The following is a 19,365-nucleotide window of genomic DNA, read 5'->3' as shown; positions in this document are numbered from 1 at the left end:
TGTCTCCGGACGTCCCACAAGTGGAACGCCACGGGGTCAATAAATTGGCATTGACAATGTGCACGCTGTTGAGTTCTCAAGGACCAGACGCACTCAACGCTCGACCCGTAACAGGTTCCGCCAGAGAGGCATTCGTTCTTGTTACCGCCCGAGGACACGTCGAATTACTTCGACTTCTTCGGGGGCTGGTTGCCTGAGCGGGACCCCGTCCGGACTGCGTCTCCAGGGCTTGCACCCTGTGACCGTCTCGGCCGTTCCGTTCTCCGCCTCAGCGGCAACGAGTGATTACTTTACACAGGGCCTGGGGGCCCCGCCAACCGTCGTGCCTCCCGGGCGTGTCGCGGGGCTGGATCCCCGTGATTCCGCGGATCGGGGCTCCGGATGTGGCGGCGGGAGGCGAGTGCGCGCGCATCGTCCGACAGTGCAGAGGTCGATCGACTTCCGTCGTGTCGGAGCATGCGGACGCATCCGCTGCGTCCGCATGGGTCGACAGCGCGCGAGTCGATCGTCGAGCGCTGTGTCGGAAGGGTTGCGCGGATCGGGAGCGGCTCGCGCGGCGCCGCGGGCCGCAGGCTTCGGGCAGCAGCGGGCAGCAGCCGGCAGCCGGCAGCGGGCACCGCGGGCAGCGGGCCGGGCAGCGCGGGCCGGGCTCCCCGGGAACGACGAAGGGCACGATGCGCGAACGCATCGTGCCCTCGGACCGGGCGCCAGGGACCGAGCGGCTACTCGGCCGCGGCGAGCTGCCCGCAGGCGCCGTCGATCTCCTTGCCGCGGGTGTCGCGGAGGGTCGTCGGGATGCCGGCGGCGTTGAGGCGGCGGACGAACTCGTCCTGCACGTGCACCTCCGACGAGGTCCACACGGAGCCGGGCGTCGGGTTCAGCGGGATCGGGTTCACGTGCACCCAGCCCTTGCCACGCTTGTTGAGCTTCTCCGCCAGCAGATCGGCACGCCAGGCGTGGTCGTTCATGTCCTTGATGAGCGCGTACTCGATCGAGACCCGTCGACCGGTCTTGAGGTAGTAGTTGTGGGCGGCATCGATCGCCTCGTCCGCCTTCCACCTCGAGTTCACCGGGATGAGCTCGTCGCGGAGCTCGTCGTCTGGCGCGTGCAGGGACAGCGCGAAGGTGATCGGGATGTCTTCCTCGGCGAGCTTCAGGATCGCGGGCACCAGGCCGACGGTCGACACCGTGATGCCGCGTGCACTCATCCCGAGTCCGTGCGGCTGCGGGGCCACCATCGTCCGGACGGCGTCCATCACGCGCTTGTAGTTCGCCAGGGGCTCCCCCATGCCCATGAACACGATGTTCGTGACGCGCTCGGCGTCGACGCGGTCCTTGCCGCCCTTGCGCGGGTCACCGCCGAGTTCCCCGGCGGCGATGGCGGCGTTCGCGCGGACGATCTGCTCGATGATCTCCGCGGTGGACATGTTCCGCGTCAGGCCCTGCTGGCCGGTCGCGCAGAACGGGCAGTTCATGCCGCAGCCCGCCTGGGACGAGACGCAGAGCGTGATGCGCCCGGGGTACCGCATGAGCACCGACTCGACGAGGGCGCCGTCGTGCAGCTTCCAGAGGAACTTGATCGTGTCGCCCTTGTCCGTCGCGAGACGCCGGGTCTCGGTCAGCAGGGGCGGAAGCATACCGGCGACGAGTTCCTCGCGCTGGGCAGCGGGCAGGTCCGTCATCCGGTCGGGGTCGGACGTGTAGTGCGTGAAGTAGTGCGTCGAGAGCTGCTTGGCGCGGAAGCCGGGCAGCCCGAGCTCCTTGACCTTCGCCTCACGCTCTGCGACCGAGAGGTCCGCGAGGTGCTCCGGCGGCTTGCCGCGCTTCGGCGACGCGAACTGCAGCAGCGGCCGGCCTTCGCCGTCGGTGGCCTGGGTCCAGCCCTCGGTCCGGGGACGCACCTGCGGGCGGGCAGAACGTGCTGCCTGCTGTTCCTCGAACGGGGTGCGGGTCTCGGTGGCCATCACTCCAGCTTACGGGACGGGCGCGCCCCGTCAGGAACCGGCGGGCAGCAGGCGTGCGAAGTGGTGTGCGGCGGAGTACATCGGCACGATGTCGACGACCTCGCCCGGGTGCGGCGCCTGCAGCACGAGGCCGTCGCCGAGGTAGAGCCCGACGTGGTCCTCGTTGTCGTAGACGACCATGTCGCCGGGCTTCGCCTCGGAGTCCGGGATCGTCGTCGCGGCGGCGTCCTGCGTCGGGACGTAGTGCGCGAGCTGGATGCCCACCGCCTGGTACGCCACCATCGTCAGGCCGGAGCAGTCGATGCCCGCGTGACTCGCGCCGCCCTCGACGTACGGGTCGCCGAGGTACTGCAGTGCCGTCTGGAGGATCGTCGCCCGGTCGCCGCCGGCGGACAGTGCGGCGGAGATCGTGGCCTCGGCCTGCGCGGTCGTCACGCCGAAGCGGGTGACGAGTGTCGGGTAGGACACCACCGAGGTGGTCGTCATGCCGTCGGTCGAGGTGATCGGGATCTCGACGTCGTGCGCCACCGTGTACGTCTGCAGGTGCTGCGACGTCGTGGTGGTGGTCGGCGCCGCCGTGACCTCGGGCGTCGCGGCGTTCGCCGGCATCGAGAGGGTCAGCGCCGAGGTGAAGGCCAGGGCCGGTGCGAGCAGGATCGCCGCACGCTTGGCGTTGGCGGCACGGCGGACGTGCCGCGGGTCCAGGGCGCGCTCGGCACGGAGCGCTCCGGTGCGCGAGACGAACGCGGCACCGGCGGCAACGCGGGCGACGGGTTCCGACGGACGCGCCGGGGCCAGCGAGACGACGCGGGCCGGCCTCTGGTGCTCGACGAAGGTGGAACGGGCCACGACGGGACCGGCGGCCGAGCGACGTCCGCGCGGACGAGCCGGGGGTGCCACGGGTGCTGCTGTCGACGGGGTCGGTGCGTGCAGGCCGTCGTCGGCTGCGGGCAGAGCGTGGCGTCCCATGGTTCCTTCCGGGTACGAGTCGACCGCCTCGGGAACGGGACTCGGGAAGATAACGTATTGGTCACGAACCTGATCCCGGCTGGGGAAGCGCTGTCGTTTCCTGCAGCCCGTCACAGGAACGACGGTCCGGTCCAGCCGTTCCCGAGCCGTTCGGGGCCCTGCAGCTGACCCGTCAGACGGCCGCTGGCCGCATGACGGCGGCGAGTCGGGCCTCCCGGGCGGTCGCGACGGCCTCGAGACGTGACGCGAGCCCGACGATGGACGGGTCCACGCGCGCGTCCCCCGGCGTGTCCCCCGAAACGGTCCCCGGGATCGGAGCGCCTGCGCGGACCGCGAGCGGCAGGACCCCCGCCCAGACGCCGTGGTCCTCGCCGTCGTCGGCGGCCTCGCCGACGCCCGCGAACCGTACCTTGACGCTCGCGTGCTCGAGCGGGAGCTGCAGGACCTGGGTCTGGCGGACCTCCTTCGCGGTCATCTCGCGGACCTCGTCGCGGCGGCCGGGCATCAGGTGGTCGCTGACCTGCCAGAGCGCCTCGGCGCGGAGCTCGGCCGGGACGACGGTGGCGCGACCGGCGATCATCGCGCTGCGGTAGTTCGCCGAGCTGTCGAAGGTCGAGCGCGCGAAGACGATGCCGTCGAGGTGCGTGACGGTCGCCGCGACCTGGACTCCTTCCGGACCGGCGTCGAGGAACAGGCCACCGCCGGTGGATCCGTGCAGCAGGAGGACCGGACCCGCGCCGAGGTCGCCGACGCCGCAGAGGAAGGGCAGCACGATCGGGTGGCCGCCACGGACGAGGCCGACGTGGGCGACGAAGGCCTCGCCGAGGACCTCGCGGAGGGCCTCCGGGTCGGTCTGCTGGCGGTCGCGCTTGCGGCGGACGGTCATGTCGGGGTGGTCGGGGTGGGGCACGGCCTGTGTGTGCGGGGCGGGGTGGGGCGTCGTCATGGGCCCACGCTAGGTTCGGGAGTGGACTAGTCAGTAGTCCAGATGACGGGGTGATGCATGGACCAGTTCGGGAAGACGGCCGGGGTCGTCGCGCGGATCCGTGGGATGGTCCACGACGGGACGCTGCGGTCCGGGGACGCGCTGCCGTCCACGCGTGCGCTGGCCGCGGAGCTCGGTGTCGCGCGCGGCACGGTCGTGGCGGCGTACGAGCAGCTCGACGGCGAGGGGTACATCCGGACGCGGCACGGGGCGGCGGCGCGGGTGGCGGCCTCGGTCGACGGTCCGGTGCCGGTCGGTGCCGCTGCCGGCGTCCCGGTCGTGCCGGGAGTCTCGGCGGCCTCGGCGGCCGCGGGCGCCTCGGCCGCCTCGGGCGCCTCGGCCGCCTCGGCCGCCTCGGCGACGGACACGCCGACCGTCTCCGCCGACGCACCGCGGGCCGCCGTGATCGACTGCCGCCCGGGCATCCCCGCGGTCACCGCCATCTCGGACCGGGACTGGCGGGCAGCCTGGCGCGCCGCAGCCGACCTGCCACTCCGCAACGCGCTCTCGGACCCGCTCGGCCTTCCCCCGCTCCGCGAGCAGGTCGCCGCCCAGCTCGGCCTGAGCCGGGGTTTCGCGCCGGATCCCCGCCGGGTGGTCGTGGCCGCGGGTACTTCGGAGGCGCTCTCCCTCGTCACCGAGGCGCTCCGGGTCTCGCTCGGCCGCGCCCCGCGGATCGCCGTCGAGGACCCCGGGTACCGGACCGGACACCGGGCGGTGGTGAGCGCCGGCGGCGAGGTCGTGGGGGTCCCGCTCGACGAGGACGGGCTCGACCTCGACGTCCTGCGCGCGGGCAGCCGGTTCGACGCCGTGATGGTCACGCCGACGCACCAGTACCCGCTCGGGTCGGTGATGCCGGTCGCGCGGCGGCAAGCGCTCCTCGACTGGGCCGACGCGACCGGGACGCTCGTCATCGAGGACGACTACGATTCCGAGTTCCGGCACCGCGGGCAGCCCGTCCCGGCGCTCGCGGCGCTCGACCCGGGCGTGCTGCACGTCGGCGGGTTCTCGAAGTCCTTCGACCCGCGGCTGCGGTGTGCGTACGTCGTGCTGCCCGCGGGGCGCCCCGACGTCGCGCTCGCCGTCACGGCGGCCCGGGTCGCGCGGGGCGCCGTCGTCGCGGAACCGGTGCAGGCAGCGGTCGCGCACCTGCTGCGGACGGGCGCGTTCCGGCGCCACCTCGGCCGGGTGCGGCGGGACTACACGCACCGGCGTGCGCTGATCGTCGCGCGGCTCACGTCCGCCGCGGGCTCCGTCCCCGGCCTGGAGGCTCGGGCCCTCACCGGCGGGCTGCACACGGTGGTGTCGTGGTCGGGTCCGCTGCGCGGTGCGGCCGTGGTGGACCGGCTCGCGTCGCGCGGGGTGCTCGTGGCGGACCTGGCGGAATACGAGGTCACGGCGGGGAGCGCCGGCGAGGGGGTGGTCCTCGGGTACGGGGCGGTGTCACTGCCGGCGTTGGAGCGTGCGCTCGACGCGTTGGTCGAGGTGCTCGGCGCGGGGTGAACCGAACGGTGGTCGGTTTCCGGGCTGTTTCGTGAGCGTGAAGAAAAGTAACGTTGCGATCATTTGCCTAGCGCTTTTGGTTACTTCTCGAACATGATTCGTGAACGTTCCGACACGGCGACAGGAGATCCGGTGACCACCACCCCCGAGCAGCGCGAGGTCCTCGACCTCGTCAGCGCCCAGTTCGACGATGCCGTCCAGCTGGTCCGGGACCTCATCGAGATCCCGAGCGTCGGTCCCTGGTTCGGTGACGACGCCGCGGTCAGTGGTGAGGGCGACGTCCAGGCGTTCTTCCGCCGCCACCTGGAGGACCTCGGTGCGACGGTCGACGAGTGGGAGCCCTCCGCCGCCGAGCTCGCGGTGTACTCCGACGGCCCCGGGTACTTCGCGGACCGCGACTTCACCGGGCGCCCGAACCTCGTCGGACGCTTCCGCAGCGGCCCGACGGACGCGCCGGCACTGATGTTCCTCGGGCACTGCGACGTCGTCCCCGGCGGTCCGGGCTGGACCGACGGCCCGTTCACGAGCTCGGTGCAGGACGGCCGTGTCATCGGCCGCGGCGCGTGCGACATGAAGGGCGGCATGGCTGCCGCACTGGCGGCCATCCGTGCGGTGCGCTCGAGCGGCGTCCGGCTGGCCGGCGACATCGAGTTCGGCTCCGTGACCGAGGAGGAGACGGGCGGCATGGGCACGCTCGCACTCGTGCACCGCGGCTACCGCCCCGAGCTCGGCATCGTCATCCCGGAGCCGACGAGCCTGCAGGTCGCGCCACTCTGCCGCGGCATCATCTGGGGCGAGATCACCATCCCGGGCAAGAGCGGCCACATCGAGATCGAGCAGCCCGCCTGGCAGGACGGCGGCGCGGTCGACGCGATCGCGTACGGGCGCAGGCTCCTCGACGCGGTCGACGCCCTGAACTCCACGTGGCGCGACCTGCCGGAGAAGAACCACCGGCACGTTCCGCTCCCCTGCCAGGTGAACGTCGCCGAGATCGACGCCGGCACGTACCCCAGCTCCTGGGCGGGGTCGTTCACGATCCGCTTCGACGTCCAGTACCTCCCCGGGGAGCTCGACGAGCACGGCGGCGGTGGTCTGGTCCGTGCGCAGATCGAGGACATGGTGAGCGCGTTCGTCGGCGACGACCCGTGGCTCGTCGCGAACTCACCCGTCGTGACCTGGCTCGTCGACGCCGACTGCGGCGAGACCGACGATCGGCACCCGCTCGTCGTGGCCCCGCAGACCGCGCTCGGCACGCTCGGGATCGAGCCCGTCGTGCAGGGCGTCACGTGCCACACGGACATGGGCCTGCCGATCAAGGCAGGCGTCCCGACGATCACCTTCGGCCCGGGGCAGCTCAGCGTCGCGCACCAGCCCGACGAGCACCTCGACCTCGCCGAGTACCGCACGTGCATCGAGGCGATGGCGCTGATGATCCTCGACCTCTGCGGGAGCGACCGTGCCTGACCTCCTCCTCCACCTGACGGACCGCGGCGTCACGGACGTCCGTGCGCTCCGCGACACCGGATCCGAGACCGACCGCACGGTGCTCGTCGACGCCGGCAGCGGGTCGGTCGTGCTGAAGGTGTCGGAGACGTCCCGGATGCAGGCAGCCCTGCTCGAGGTCGTCGCGGCCACCGCACCGACGCTGCCGGTCCCCCGTGTGCTCCGCACCGCGACGGGCGACGGCGTCACCGCGACCGACGACGGCGACGTGTTCGTGATGACCGCGCTCGAGGGCGTCCCGCTCGAGGACGTGGAGCTGTGGCCGACACTCGTGGACGACCTCGCCGACGTGCAGGCCGGTCTCGTCGACGCGCTCCGCTGGACCGATGCCGGCGCCGCGTCCGTGCCCACGACGAACGACTGGTCCATCGAGGCCGCGACCGACCACGAGCCGCTCGTCGACGCGGTCGCCGACGAGCGGCACCGCGCCGCGATGCACGGTGCGCTCGACGTGTACCGCGCCGAACTCGCTCCGGCCCTCGCGACCATGCCGCGTCAGGTGCTGCACGCGGACGCGAACCTGTCGAACGTGCTCGTCGCCGACGGTCGCGTCAGCGGGGTCATCGACTTCGGGGACGCGATCGCGGCGCCGCGGGTGCTCGACGTCGCCGTGACCGCCTGCTACCTGGCCGTCGCGCTCGGCTCGTTCGACCACCCGATGCTGCACCGCTACCTGGACCGCGTGGGCACCGCGCTGCACCTGGACACGACCGAGGCCGCCCTCGTCCTGCCGCTCGCCGCGTGCCGGCTGGTCATGGCCGTCGTCCTCGCCCGGGACACCGCGAAGCGCCACCCCGACCGCGCCGACTACGTGCTCCGCTACGACCGCGCCGCCGTCGCACTGCTCGACGCCACGGCCGCGCTGCCGAGCCCGTCCACCCCGCTCCTGACGAAAGGCGCCTGACCCGTGCACCAGCAACTCGACACCCCACCGGTGCCGGCGCCGGCCGAACCGACCGCCGCGGCGGACGCCATGGTCAACCGCTTCGACCCTGCCGACGCCGGACTCCTGCCGGAGGCCGACCAGCAGCTGCTGACCCGTCGCCGCGGCGTCCTCGGCGACATCTACCCGCTGTTCTACGAGCGCCCGGTCCACGTCGTCCGCGGCGAGGGCGCCCGACTCTGGGACGCCGACGGCACCGAGTACCTCGACGCGTACAACAACGTGCCGGCCGTCGGGCACGCCAACCCCCGGATCGCGAGCGCCGTGTTCGCGCAGCTCTCGCAGATGAACACGCACACCCGGTACCTCCAGGACGGCATCGTCGCGTTCGCCGAGCGGTTCCTCGCCACCCATCCCGAGCACCTCGACCGGGTGATCTTCTCCAACTCCGGCTCCGAGGCGAACGACCTCGCGATCACGATCGCCCAGTGGCGCACCGGTCGCCAGGGCGTGATCGTCACCGAGAACGCCTACCACGGCACCACGCAGCTGCTCGCCGGGGTCTCCCCCGAGAACGGCTCGACGATGCCGCTCCACCCCTGGGTCCGCACCGTGCCGGCGCCGGACACCCACCGCGACGGCGCAAGGGCCGCCGAGCTGTTCGCCCAGGCGATCACCGACGCTGCCGCCGACCTCGACCGCCACGGCTTCGGGCTCGCCGCCCTGCTGCTCGACTCGATCATGTCGACCGACGGCATCTTCCCCGGCGAGCCGGGCCTGCTCCTGCCGGCGTACCGCGCCACGCACGCCGCCGGCGGCCTGGTGATCGCGGACGAGGTGCAGCCGGGCGTCGGCCGCACGGGCGACGCGATGTGGGGGTTCCAACGCCACACCGAGGCGGGCCTCCACCGGGGTGGCGGGGGTGAGCCGGGCCTCCCGTCCGGTGCCACCGACACCGCGTCCGACGCGACGCTCGTCGACATGGTGACCTGCGGCAAGCCGCTCGCCGGCGGCCTGCCGATCGGGACGCTCGTCCTCACCTCCGCACTGAGCGACGGGTACGCCGCCGGGCACCGCTACTTCAACACCTTCGGCGGCAACCCGGCGTCGATCGCGGCGGCCACGGCCGTGCTCGACGAGGTGCAGGAGCGGGACCTCGTGGCGCACGCCCACGAGGTCGGCGCGTACCTGCAGGCCGGGATCGCCACCGTCTCCGCACCGACGGGACTCGTCGCCGACGTCCGCGGCGCCGGACTCTTCATCGGCGTCGAGATGGCGCCGGGGCCCGGCAGCACGATCGCCGACCAGGCGGCGAGCGCCGGCGCACGGGCCCGCCGCGTCGTGAACGCACTCCGTGAGCGGAACGTGCTCATCTCGGCGGTCGGCTCGCACGGCCAGGTCCTCAAGGTCCGGCCTCCGCTCGTCTTCACCCGCGAGGACGCCGACGCGTTCCTCGCCGTCTACGCATCCGTGCTCCAGCTGGAAGGACCCACCGCATGAGCGACGAACAACGCGAGGTGCTCAGCATCTCCGGCGTCGGCAAGGACTTCGGCGCCGTCCGAGCCCTGCGCGACATCGACCTCACCGTCCACGCGGGCGAGATCGTCGCGCTCCTCGGCGACAACGGCGCCGGCAAGTCGACGCTGATGAACATCATCTGCGGCTCGAACACCGCCGACCACGGCGAGATCCTGGTCAGCGGGCAGCCGATGTCCGGTCTCGCCGACGCCAAGCGGCTCGGAGTCGGCGTGGTCTACCAGGACCTCGCCCTCGCCCCCCACCTGTCCCTGACCGAGAACCTGTTCCTCGGCAACGAGCTCCGCCGGGGGATGTTCCTCGACCGGAAGCGGATGCACGCCGAGGCGCGTGCCGCGATCGAGAAGCTCGGCATCTCGACGCTCCGCGACGTCCGGTTGCCGGTCGGGTCACTCTCCGGTGGGCAGCGCCAGGTGCTCGCCGTGGCCCGGGCCATGAACTGGGCGACGGACCTGATCCTGCTCGACGAGCCCACCGCGGCGCTCGGGCCGAAGCAGGTCGGCATCGTGCTCGACTCGATCCGGTCGGCGGCGGGCCACGGGCTCGGCGTGATCCTCGTGTCGCACGACATCCCGAACGTCCTGAAGCTCGCCGACCGCATCGTGATCCTGCGGCACGGGACGATCATCGCCGACCTGCAGCCAGAGGGACTCTCCGTGGCCGACGTGATGACCGTGATGGTCGGAGACGAGGTAGCAGCATGACCGCAGCAGCCCCCGGTGCCGGAGCGGCACCCGACACCTCGATGCGGTCGGCGCCCGCGCTGAAGCACGGCATCGCCCGGGTCTTCAGCAACCGCGCGGTGCAGATCATCGCGGTGGAGATCGTGCTCATCGCGGTCTTCCAGATCCTCTCCCCGAGCGGTGCCTTCCTCAGCGAGGCGAACATCCGCGGCATCATGCTCACCGCATCGCAGGTGCTCCTGCTCGCGGCGGGCCAGGCGGTGCTGATGTCCGCCGGGCAGATCGACATCTCGCAGGGCGCGGTGCTGATCCTGTCGTCGGTGGTCTCCGGGCAGGTGATGATCGCGATGGGGACGTCGTCCCCGGTCGGGGTCGTCATCCTGGTCGGACTCGTGGTCGCGATCCTGACCGGCGCGGTGCTCGGGACGGTGAACGCCCTGTTCGTCGGGGTGGTCGGCATCAACTCGCTCGTCACGACGCTCGGGATGCTCTCGCTCGCCACCGGCATCGCACAGGTCGCCACGAAGGGCGTCAACCTGGTCGGCATCCCCGCCGAACTCGCGTCGTCCTTCGGGTCGGCGACGATCGGAGCGCTGCCCGTCCCGACGCTGCTCGGCTTCGCGCTGCTCGTCGTGATCTGGCTGCTCTACCGGTACACCGCCTGGGGCACGCACACCCTGGCGATGGGCTCGAACTTCCTGGCCTCCCGCCGGGTCGGCATCAAGACCCTCACCAACACCATCGGCATCTTCGTCCTCTCCGCCGGGCTGGCCGGCCTCGCCGGGTTCATCGACCTGGCGCGCTACTCGACGACGAACATCTCGGGGCACACGAACGACTCGATGGCCGCGATCGCCGCAGCCCTGATCGGCGGGACCGCCCTGACCGGCGGCCGGATCAACTTCCTCGGCGTGATCGTCGGCGCGTTCCTGGCGATCATCCTGCAGTCCGGGCTCGTGATCATCAACCTGTCGCCCTTCTACCAGACCATCGCGATCGGAGCCATGCTCCTCGTCGCGGTCAGCTTGGACCGCAGCAGCCGCAACAGACGAACGACCTAGCGGCCCCGCAGTCCGAGAACCACCCCGCTCCACGGCACCACCTCCTGTCCACCCCCTCCCTGCTAGGAGACCCCCGTGTTCCGTTCCAAGACCACCTCCGTCCTCGCCGCCGCGTCGGCCATCGGCATCGCCGTGGTCCTCGCCGGCTGCTCCACCGGATCGACCGCAGCCGCCGGCGACGCATCGTCGTCGGGCAAGAAGACCATCGCGATGGTCACCCCGGAGTCCACCGGTGAGTTCTACGGCACCATGTACTGCGGTGCGAAGGCCGCCGCCAAGAAGGAGGGCGTGACCCTGAAGATCCAGGGCACCCCCGAGACGACGACGGATGCCGAGATGCAGGTCCTGCAGTCGGTGCTCGCGACGAACCCCGACGGACTCCTGCTCACCGTCTGGGACAACACCGCGTTCAACTCGACCCTGAAGTCCTACACGGACAGCGGCAAGCCGCTCGTGATGCCGGACTCGTTCCTGTCGAACAAGGACTACGTGCAGTCGATCCGCACCGACAACTACCAGTCGTCGTACGACGCGGCCGTGCAGGCGATCAAGGACTTCAAGCTCACATCGGGCAAGGTCGTCATCGTCACGGACTCCCCCGGCAACCAGGTGCAGTCCGACCGTGCGAAGGGCTTCAAGGACGCCATCGAGAAGGAGAGCAAGCTCACCGCGCTCGACATCCAGTACGTCGGCGGCGACTCGGCGAAGGCATCCCAGACGGTCTCGTCGCAGCTGTCCGCGAACTCCGACGTGAAGCTCGTCTTCTCGACGAACATCGGTGCCGGCACGGGTGCGGCGAACGCGATCTCGTCCTCCGGCAAGGACGACATCGTGCACGTCGGCTACGACACCGCGTCGAACCAGGTCGCCTCGCTGAAGAAGGGCGAGTACGACGCGCTCGTCGCGCAGGACCCGTACACCGAAGGCTACGAGGCCACCGAGCTGATGGCGAAGCTCGTCAACGGTGACACGAAGGCGGACGACGTGACGAAGCAGACGGTGTACTCGCCGTGGAAGCTCGTCACGCAGGACAACGTCGACGACGCCGACGTCAAGAAGTACCTCTACTCGACCGACTGCTCAGCGCTCGGTTGACCAGCGCCGGGCGCGGGGCCCTGATCCCCCCGCGCCCGGTCCCCTGCTCACCGCCCCCACCCGTCCGTCCCGTTCGATCCCAGGAGGTGCTCATGCTCGACACCGACATCCAGGCGCTGCGCGACCGGCTCGAGTCCGGTGCGACCACCGCACTCGCACTCGCCCAGCACGCCCTCCGCCGGATCGCCCGGATCGACCGCGACGGGCCCCGGCTCGGCGCTGTCCCCGTACTCGATCCGCGGCTGCTGGAACGTGCAGCCGCGAGCGACGCCGCCCGAGTCGCCGGTGCGGGCACCGGTCCGCTGCACGGGATCCCGTTCACCGTGAAGGACAGCTTCGCCGTCAGCGGCCTCACCGCCGCCGCCGGCTCCCCCGCGTTCGCCGGGGTCGTCTCCCGCCGGGACGCCGTCGTCATCGAGCGGCTGCTGGGTGCCGGCGCGGTCCTGGTCGGCAAGACGAACATGCCGCCGATGGCGATCGGCGGCGGGCAGGCCGGGCTGTACGGCCGCACCCGCAGTCCGTACTCACCGGAGTGGCTCGCTGCTGCGTGGCACTCCGGGTCCTCGATCGGCAGCGGTGTCGCGGTCGCCGCCGGGCTCTGCTCCTTCGGGCTCGGCGAGGAGACGGTGTCCTCCGGCCGCTCCCCGGCGTCGAACAACGGCCTGGTGGCGTACACGCCGTCGTGGGGTGTCGTCCCGAGCACCGGCAACTGGCCGCTGCACCCGTACCGCGACGTGGTCGTGCCGCACACCCGATCGGTCGCGGACCTGCGTGAGGTCCTCGCCGTCATCGCCGGGCCGGACGAGCGCGACGTGTGGTGGCGGCAGGACGCGGTGGACGTGCTCCCCGCCGCCGAGGTCGCCGCGTCCTTCCGGACGCAGGACGCCCCGCCTGTCGCGGCACCGCTCGCCGGGCTGCGCGTCGGGGTCCCCCTGCTGTACGTGCCGGAGGCGGCCGGTCCGTCCGACGCCCCGCCGTCCGTGCCGCTCCGGCCGTCGATCCGCGCGCTCTGGGACGACCTCGAAGCGCAGCTCGTCGCCGCCGGCGCCCACGTCACCCGGGTCCGCTTCCCCCTGGTCGAGGCGTACGAGCAGCGCGGCGACCTGCCCTCGCTGGAGGACTCCGGCCACCTGCCCGCCGACTGGACCGCGTTCGAGCTCGACCAGCTGGTGACGCACTCGTGGCAGCGCTTCCTCGACGAGCACGCCAGTGAGCCGCTCGCGCTCGCCGACCTGGCCCCCGGCGCCATCCGTCCGGATCCGCCCGACGCCGTCGACGCGATCGAGAACGGCCGGGTCCACCCCGGCCGCGACGTGTTCGACTTCACCGCGATCACGCGCTCCACACCGCTGTCGGAGGACGAGGTCGCCCGGGTCGCCGCCCCGGCGATCGCGGGCCTCGACCGCGCCCGGCGTGAGCTCTTCGAGGACTGGCTGACGGCGTCCGGTCTCGACGTCCTCGCCTTCCCCGCCAACTCCGACATCGGTCCGCACGACGCCGACGTCGACCCGGCCGCCGCCCGGGCGGCGTGGGCCGACGGCGCCGTGTTCTCGACGACGAACCACGTCATGCGCCGGGTCGGGATCCCGAGCGTCACGATCCCGATGGGCACGATGGCCGACACCGGCATGCCGGTGGGTGCGACGATCTGTGGTCCGGCCTGGACGGACGCGCACCTCGTCGACGTCGCAGCCGCCCTGGAGGCCCGGCTCGCCCCCCGTGCACGCGCGCGGCTCCCCGAGGTTGCCGAGCTGGGCGCGGTGCGCTCTCCCACGGCTCCCGCGCGTCCGGTCACCTCGGCGCGCGCCGCGCTGACCGGCACGGCCACGATCGACGAGGACGGCAGCGTCGTCGTCGAGGTGTGGGCCACGGTCGACGGCCTGGACGAGGTCGCCGCCGTCACCGCGTGGGTCGAGGTCGGCTCCCAGTCGGTCGTCGTCCCCCCGACGGGCACCACCGCCGCCCGGTTCCGGCTCGGCCCCGAGGTCCGTCGGCTGCACCGCGCCACCCGGGTCCTCGCCCTGCTCACCGTCGTCGGCCCGGACGGCCTCGTCGCCGCCGCCGACACCATCGACCTCCCCTTCCACCGCCCCGCCGCCCCCGCTGCGGCACCCGCCCACTCCGTACCGATCAGGAGCACCCCGTGACGACCATCCCCGCCACCGACACCGCCACGACCACGACGACGCCGCTGTGGTTCCGGACCGCGACGGACCTCCGCGACGCGATCGCGGACGGGACCCTGACCGCCGTCGAGGTGATGACGGCCTTCTACGACCGCATCGACGCGACGAACGACGCCGTGAACGTGATCGTGTACCGGCTGCCGCGCGACGAGGCACTCGTCCTCGCTGCGGAAGCGGACGCGGCCCGGGAGTCCGGCGCGGAGCTCGGCCCGCTGCACGGCCTGCCGATCGCCATCAAGGACCTGGTCGACGTCGCCGGGATGCCGACGTCCCGCGGATCCCGGGCATTCGCGGACCGCGGCCCGATGCCGACGGACGCGCCGCACGTCGCGAAGCTCAAGGCCGCCGGGGCGCTGGTGATCGGGAAGACGAACGCGCCTGAGTTCGGCGTCGGCACCGTCACCTGGAACGACGTCTTCGGGATCACCAGGAACCCGTTCGACCTGTCCCGGCACGCTGGCGGATCGACCGGCGGCGTCGCTGCGGTCGCGGCCGGGATGCTGCCCTTCGCCGACGGCTCCGACTCCGGCGGCAGCCTGCGCTACCCGGCGTCGTTCTGCAACGCCGTCGGTCTCCGCACCACGCCGGGCCTCGTGCCGGCCGCACAGGGCGCCACCTCGTGGGAGCCGCACTCGGTGAACGGCCCGGTCGGCCGGAACTGCCGTGACGTCGCGCTCCTCCTGACCGGGATGTCCGGCACCGACCAGCTCGCCCCGCTCTCCGCCGGCCGCACGGTCACGACCGAGCTCGGGGCGCCGTCGACCCGCCCGATCCGCCTGGCGTGGAGCGCCGACCTCGGCGGGCTGCCGATCTCGCCCGAGGTGCGCGAGTCCCACGCCCGCACGCGTGCCACGCTCGAGGCAGCGGGGGTCGAGGTCGTCGACGTGGAGCTCGACACCGACGGCCTCGACGAGACCTGGCAGACCATCGAGCTGTTCGGGTGGTTCGCGCTCCTCGGCACGGACCCCCTCGAGCACCCCGAGTCGTACCGGGACGACTTCGTGCGGAACGTCACCGAGGCGTCCGGCTACCCGAGCGGGCAGATCGTCGCAGCGCTCGACCGCCGCTACCGCGCGTACACCGAGATGGCATCGCTCCTGGAGGGCTTCGATGCGTTCGTGGTCCCCGGTGCGCCCGTGGTCGCGCCGCCGGCCGAGGTCCCGTGGGTCGCCGAGGTCGACGGCGTGGCCTTCGACCGGTACTTCCTCTGGCAGCGCCTGGCGTGCCGGCTCGTCCCCTCGGCGCACCCGGTGCTCGCGATGGCGGCCGGGTTCTCCGGGCACCTGCCGGTGGGCATCCAGGTCGTCGGCCGGTACGGCGCGGACGACGAGCTCCTGGCGCTCGGCGACCGGCTCGAGACGATCCTCGGCGTCGCCGGCGTGCACCCCGAGCTCGGCTGATGTCGGCCACTACAGTGATCAGCGACGAAGGGGTGGGACGACGTGGGTGACAAGCGCGACCAGCGGCTGCTGCGCATCGTCGACCTCCTCGAGCAGGGCGGCAAGGTCGAGACCGCGACCCTGGCCGGCGAACTCGGCGTCACCGAGCTGACGATCCGCCGGGACATCGACCACCTCGACACCCAGGGCATCGCCCGCCGGGTGTACGGCGGCGCGGTGCTCGCGGCCGGTCGCAGCTTCGAGCCGCCGTTCAGCCTGCGGGTGCGCACCAACGTCCCCGAGAAGCAGGCGATGGCCCGCGCGGTCGTCGACCTGATCCCCCGCAAGGCGAACGTGGCCCTGGACTTCGGCACGAAGGCGTACCACGTCGCGATGGAGATGCGCGGTCGGCACCTGCAGGCGCTCGTCGCCCCGACGAGCGTGCAGGTGATGGAGGCCCTCGGACAAGAGGAGGACATCCACCTCCTGGTGCCGGGCGGCGAGCTGAAGGCCGGCGAGCTGAGCCTGCACGGCTCCGTCACCGAGCAGTTCTTCCGCGCGCACCGATGGGACGTCGCCGTGGTGAGCGTCGCCGGCATCAGCGCCGAGAGCGACCTGGTCAGCGACTTCAACGAGACCGACGCACGGCTGAAGGCGGCCATGATCGGCAGCGCCGACCAGGTCGTCGTCCTCTGCGAGGGCCGGCACCTCGGGCAGGTCTCCTTCGCGCCCGTCGCCACGCTCGACGGCGTCACCACGGTCGTCACCGACGCCGTCGGCCCGAACGACACCGCCGACGCGCTGGAGTCCCGTGGCATCCAGGTGATCCGTGCGCTGGAGACGCACCGTGGCGACTGACGTCGTCGAACTCACCCGCCAGCTGGTCCGCATCCCCTCCGTCTCCGGGACCCCCGGGGAGTCCGAGGTGCTCGCACACCTCGTGTCGCTCCTCGGCGACCGGTACGAGGTGCGCACCAGCTCCGGCGCCGACGGTGCCCTCCGTGCCGTCGCCGCCGTCCCCCGCACACGCACCGGTCAACTGCTCGTCTTCACCGGCCACGTCGACGTGGTCCCGACCGGGGACGCCGCCACGTGGACCCACTCGCCGTTCGGTGCCGACGTCGTCGACGGCCGGGTGTGGGGCCGTGGCACCACCGACATGAAGGGTGGCGTCGCCGCGATCGTCGCGGCGCTCGACGCCGCACCCGACGACGCCGCCGTGGCCGCACTGTTCACGGTCGAGGAGGAGACGGGGAGTCGCGGCGCCGCGGAGGCGGCGACCCTGCTCGACGGACGGGAGGCCGGCCTCCTGGTCGTCGCGGAACCCACCGACGGCCGCGTGGTGCGTGGACACCGCGGGGTCACCTGGCTCCGCATCGCCACGGCGGGTGTCGCCGCCCACGGCAGCGCGCCGCACCTGGGGCGGAACGCGATCACCGGGCTGGCGGACGTGCTCGACCGCGCAGCGCGGTCCGGCTCCGGGTGGGACACCCTCAACGTCGGGACGATCGGCGGCGGCACCGCCGTCAACGTCGTGCCGGACCGTGCGTGGGCCGAGATCGACCTCCGCACGACGACACCCGGGGCGGACCCCGCCGCGTGGTGGCGGGCGCAGCCGGACCTGGCCACCGTCGAGCCCGTGCTCGACCTGCCCGCGGTGCTGCTCGACGCCACCGACCCCGTGGTGCACGCCCTCGGCATCGAGCCCGACGACCGCATCGTCGGGTACTTCACCGACGCCGCGGTCCTGGTCGGAGCGCTCGGGTGCGACCGCGTGGTGCTCCTCGGGCCCGGCGAGACCGACCTGGCACACCGCCGCGACGAGTCCGTCGCGATCCACGCCCTGCACGATGCCGTCGCGCAGTACACCGACCTGATCACCCGATGGGGAACCCGATGAGCACCACGACCACCACCGTCCCGACCTCGGCGAGCGCCGCGGACGCCGTCGAGCGCGCACTCGTCCGCATCGAGGAGCTCGGCCAGCCCGAGATCTGGATCACCCTTCGACCGGCGTCGGTGCTCCGCGAGCTCGCCGCCGCGGTGGACGAGCGGGTCGCGGCCGGGGCGCACCTGCCGCTCGCGGGCTGGACCGTGGCCGTGAAGGACAACATCGACGTCGCCGGGCTGCCGACGACCGCCGGGTCGCCGTCGGTGCTCCGGACGCCGGACGGCAGCGCGCCGGCCGTCGCGCGGCTCGAGGCAGCCGGGGCGGTCGTCGTCGGCAAGACGAACCTGGACCAGTTCGCCACCGGACTCGTCGGCGCGCGGTCGCCGTACGGCACCCCGCACGCAGCCGGCGACGCCACCCGGGTGTCGGGCGGGTCGAGCGCCGGGTCCGGCCTCGCCGTCGCGCACGGCATCGTCGACGTGGCGCTCGGCACCGACACCGCCGGGTCCGGTCGTGTGCCGGCGGCGTTCAACCACGTCGTCGGGATCAAACCGACGCTCGGGCTGCTGTCCGCCGAGGGCGTGGTCCCGGCGTCGCCGTCGTACGACACCGTGTCGGTGTTCGCACGGGACCTCGCGACCGCCGCCGCCGCGACCGAGGTGATGACCGCCGCCGGGACACCGCGTCCCTGGCCCTCCTCGGCGCCGTTCCGGGCCACCGGTCGGCGGATCGGCATCGCACGGTCTGCGGACCTCACGCCGATGTCGCCGTCCTGGCGTGCCGCGTACGACGCCACCGTCGCCGCCGCTCGCACCGCCGGGGCCACCGTCGTCGAGCTCGACGTGTCGCCCCTCGTCGACGTCGCCGCACTGCTCTACGGCGGCGCGCTCCTGGCCGAGCGGGCACAGGCGTTCGGCCAGGCACTGGCCGCACTCGGCGGAGCAGCGGACCCGACCGTCGCACGCATCGTGCTCCCCGCGATGGACTTCACCGCGGTCGACCTGGTCCGCGACCAGCAGGCACTCGTCGCTGCGCGGGCCACGACCGACGCGCTCTGGGAGTCCGTCGACGCGCTGCTGCTCCCCACCGCGCCGGGGCACCCGACACTGGCGGAACTCGCCGACGACCCGGTCGGGGTGAACGCGTGGGTGGGGACGTACACGAACTTCGTGAACCTGCTCGACCTCAGTGCGCTGGCCGTGCCGGCGGTCGGGTCCACCGCGGCGGAACCCGTCGGTGTGAGCCTGGTCGGGCCGGCGTTCGGCGACCACGCACTGGCGGACCTGGCGGTGGGGCTCGGACTGGCGGCGTCCGCGGGGGCGCCCGACGCGCTGTGGGGAGCGCCGAGCGTCGACCTCGTCGTGTTCGGCGCGCACCGCACCGGGCAGCCGCTGCACCACGAGCTCGTCCGGGCCGGCGCTCGGCTGCTCGGCACCGTGACGACGTCGCCCGAGTACCGGATGGCCCGGCTCGCCACGACGCCGCCGAAGCCCGGGGTGTGGCGGGTGGCGTCCGGCGGCGCGTCGCTCGTCGGCGAACGCTGGGCGCTCCCCCGCGCCGGCTTCGCGACCTTCGTCGCCGGCCTCGCGGCGCCGATGACGATCGGTCGTGTGGAGCTCGATGACGGCTCGGACGTGCTCGGGTTCCTCTGCGAGCCCCGCGCGCTCGACGGCGCCGAGGACGTCACCGCCGCCGGCGACTGGCTGCTGGCGTAGGGACCCCCGGGC

Annotated in this window: 15 protein-coding genes; 12 read left to right on the top strand and 3 right to left on the bottom strand. The window is 72.7% G+C overall.

From position 1 onward, the window contains the following. Positions 1-722: 722 nt before the first annotated feature. The 3 genes from rlmN to EDF55_RS18550 form a co-directional block, all read right to left on the bottom strand. Positions 723-1,964 carry a 23S rRNA (adenine(2503)-C(2))-methyltransferase RlmN gene (gene rlmN, locus EDF55_RS18560; protein WP_123656462.1) on the bottom strand — a complete coding sequence of 414 codons (1,242 nt, stop codon included), beginning with the start codon at positions 1,962-1,964 and terminating at the stop codon, positions 723-725. 30 nt (positions 1,965-1,994) lie between these two features. Next, on the bottom strand, positions 1,995-2,933 hold the full coding sequence (locus EDF55_RS18555) for a C40 family peptidase (protein ID WP_123656461.1): 939 nt from the start codon (positions 2,931-2,933) through the stop codon (positions 1,995-1,997). A 172-nt stretch (positions 2,934-3,105) separates the two neighbouring features. Then, positions 3,106-3,879, bottom strand: a complete 774-nt coding sequence (locus tag EDF55_RS18550) for a pyridoxamine 5'-phosphate oxidase family protein (protein ID WP_123656460.1) — start codon at positions 3,877-3,879, stop codon at positions 3,106-3,108. Between the two features lie 57 nt (positions 3,880-3,936). Between EDF55_RS18550 and EDF55_RS18545 the strand changes: the two genes are divergently transcribed. The 12 genes from EDF55_RS18545 to atzF all read left to right on the top strand — a co-directional run bounded on the left by EDF55_RS18545 (position 3,937) and on the right by atzF (position 19,353). After that, positions 3,937-5,421 (top strand): PLP-dependent aminotransferase family protein, encoded by a 1,485-nt coding sequence (locus EDF55_RS18545; protein ID WP_123656459.1) that lies wholly within the window; start codon positions 3,937-3,939, stop codon positions 5,419-5,421. Between the two features lie 132 nt (positions 5,422-5,553). Next, the gene (locus EDF55_RS18540; RefSeq protein WP_185017541.1) at positions 5,554-6,885 is read left to right on the top strand and encodes a M20 family metallopeptidase; all 1,332 of its coding nucleotides are present in this window, start codon (positions 5,554-5,556) and stop codon (positions 6,883-6,885) included. Further along, positions 6,878-7,828 carry a phosphotransferase gene (locus EDF55_RS18535; RefSeq protein ID WP_123656457.1) on the top strand — a complete coding sequence of 317 codons (951 nt, stop codon included), beginning with the start codon at positions 6,878-6,880 and terminating at the stop codon, positions 7,826-7,828. Before EDF55_RS18540 ends, EDF55_RS18535 begins: the two co-directional genes overlap by 8 nt. 3 nt (positions 7,829-7,831) lie before the next feature. After that, positions 7,832-9,307, top strand: coding sequence for an aspartate aminotransferase family protein (locus tag EDF55_RS18530; protein ID WP_260236106.1), 1,476 nt, complete (start codon positions 7,832-7,834; stop codon positions 9,305-9,307). Further along, the gene (locus tag EDF55_RS18525) at positions 9,304-10,047 is read left to right on the top strand and encodes an ATP-binding cassette domain-containing protein (RefSeq protein WP_123656456.1); all 744 of its coding nucleotides are present in this window, start codon (positions 9,304-9,306) and stop codon (positions 10,045-10,047) included. The genes EDF55_RS18530 and EDF55_RS18525 overlap by 4 nt, the downstream gene beginning before the upstream one ends. Beyond that, positions 10,044-11,087, top strand: a complete 1,044-nt coding sequence (locus tag EDF55_RS18520; RefSeq protein WP_123656455.1) for an ABC transporter permease — start codon at positions 10,044-10,046, stop codon at positions 11,085-11,087. The genes EDF55_RS18525 and EDF55_RS18520 overlap by 4 nt, the downstream gene beginning before the upstream one ends. A gap of 75 nt (positions 11,088-11,162) precedes the next feature. Then, entirely contained in the window at positions 11,163-12,182 is a 1,020-nt protein-coding gene (locus tag EDF55_RS18515) for a substrate-binding domain-containing protein (RefSeq protein ID WP_123656454.1), read from the top strand. Positions 12,183-12,274: 92 nt separating this feature from the next. Beyond that, on the top strand, positions 12,275-14,329 hold the full coding sequence (locus EDF55_RS18510) for an amidase family protein (protein ID WP_123656453.1): 2,055 nt from the start codon (positions 12,275-12,277) through the stop codon (positions 14,327-14,329). Further along, on the top strand, positions 14,326-15,768 hold the full coding sequence (locus EDF55_RS18505) for an amidase (RefSeq protein ID WP_123656452.1): 1,443 nt from the start codon (positions 14,326-14,328) through the stop codon (positions 15,766-15,768). Before EDF55_RS18510 ends, EDF55_RS18505 begins: the two co-directional genes overlap by 4 nt. 42 nt (positions 15,769-15,810) lie before the next feature. Further along, complete coding sequence (locus EDF55_RS18500; protein ID WP_123656451.1) at positions 15,811-16,605, top strand: DeoR/GlpR family DNA-binding transcription regulator; 795 nt, start codon at positions 15,811-15,813, stop codon at positions 16,603-16,605. Next, positions 16,595-17,647 (top strand): M20 family metallopeptidase, encoded by a 1,053-nt coding sequence (locus EDF55_RS18495; RefSeq protein WP_185017539.1) that lies wholly within the window; start codon positions 16,595-16,597, stop codon positions 17,645-17,647. The genes EDF55_RS18500 and EDF55_RS18495 overlap by 11 nt, the downstream gene beginning before the upstream one ends. Further along, positions 17,644-19,353, top strand: a complete 1,710-nt coding sequence (atzF, locus tag EDF55_RS18490; RefSeq protein WP_123656449.1) for an allophanate hydrolase — start codon at positions 17,644-17,646, stop codon at positions 19,351-19,353. Before EDF55_RS18495 ends, atzF begins: the two co-directional genes overlap by 4 nt. Positions 19,354-19,365: the final 12 nt, after the last annotated feature.

The sequence above is a fragment of the Curtobacterium sp. ZW137 genome (assembly GCF_003762905.1).
Taxonomy (GTDB): Bacteria; Actinomycetota; Actinomycetes; order Actinomycetales; family Microbacteriaceae; genus Curtobacterium.
This window is presented reverse-complemented; position numbering and strand designations above follow the sequence as displayed.

Excerpts from the sequence above, each read along its gene's own strand:
- rlmN (WP_123656462.1), bottom strand. The coding sequence starts at position 1,964 with ATGGCCACCGAGACCCGCACCCCGTTCGAGGAACAGCAGGCAGCACGT.
- EDF55_RS18555 (WP_123656461.1), bottom strand. The coding sequence starts at position 2,933 with ATGGGACGCCACGCTCTGCCCGCAGCCGACGACGGCCTGCACGCACCG.
- EDF55_RS18550 (WP_123656460.1), bottom strand. The coding sequence starts at position 3,879 with ATGACGACGCCCCACCCCGCCCCGCACACACAGGCCGTGCCCCACCCC.
- EDF55_RS18545 (WP_123656459.1), top strand. The coding sequence starts at position 3,937 with ATGGACCAGTTCGGGAAGACGGCCGGGGTCGTCGCGCGGATCCGTGGG.
- EDF55_RS18525 (WP_123656456.1), top strand. The coding sequence starts at position 9,304 with ATGAGCGACGAACAACGCGAGGTGCTCAGCATCTCCGGCGTCGGCAAG.
- EDF55_RS18520 (WP_123656455.1), top strand. The coding sequence starts at position 10,044 with ATGACCGCAGCAGCCCCCGGTGCCGGAGCGGCACCCGACACCTCGATG.
- EDF55_RS18510 (WP_123656453.1), top strand. The coding sequence starts at position 12,275 with ATGCTCGACACCGACATCCAGGCGCTGCGCGACCGGCTCGAGTCCGGT.
- atzF (WP_123656449.1), top strand. The coding sequence starts at position 17,644 with ATGAGCACCACGACCACCACCGTCCCGACCTCGGCGAGCGCCGCGGAC.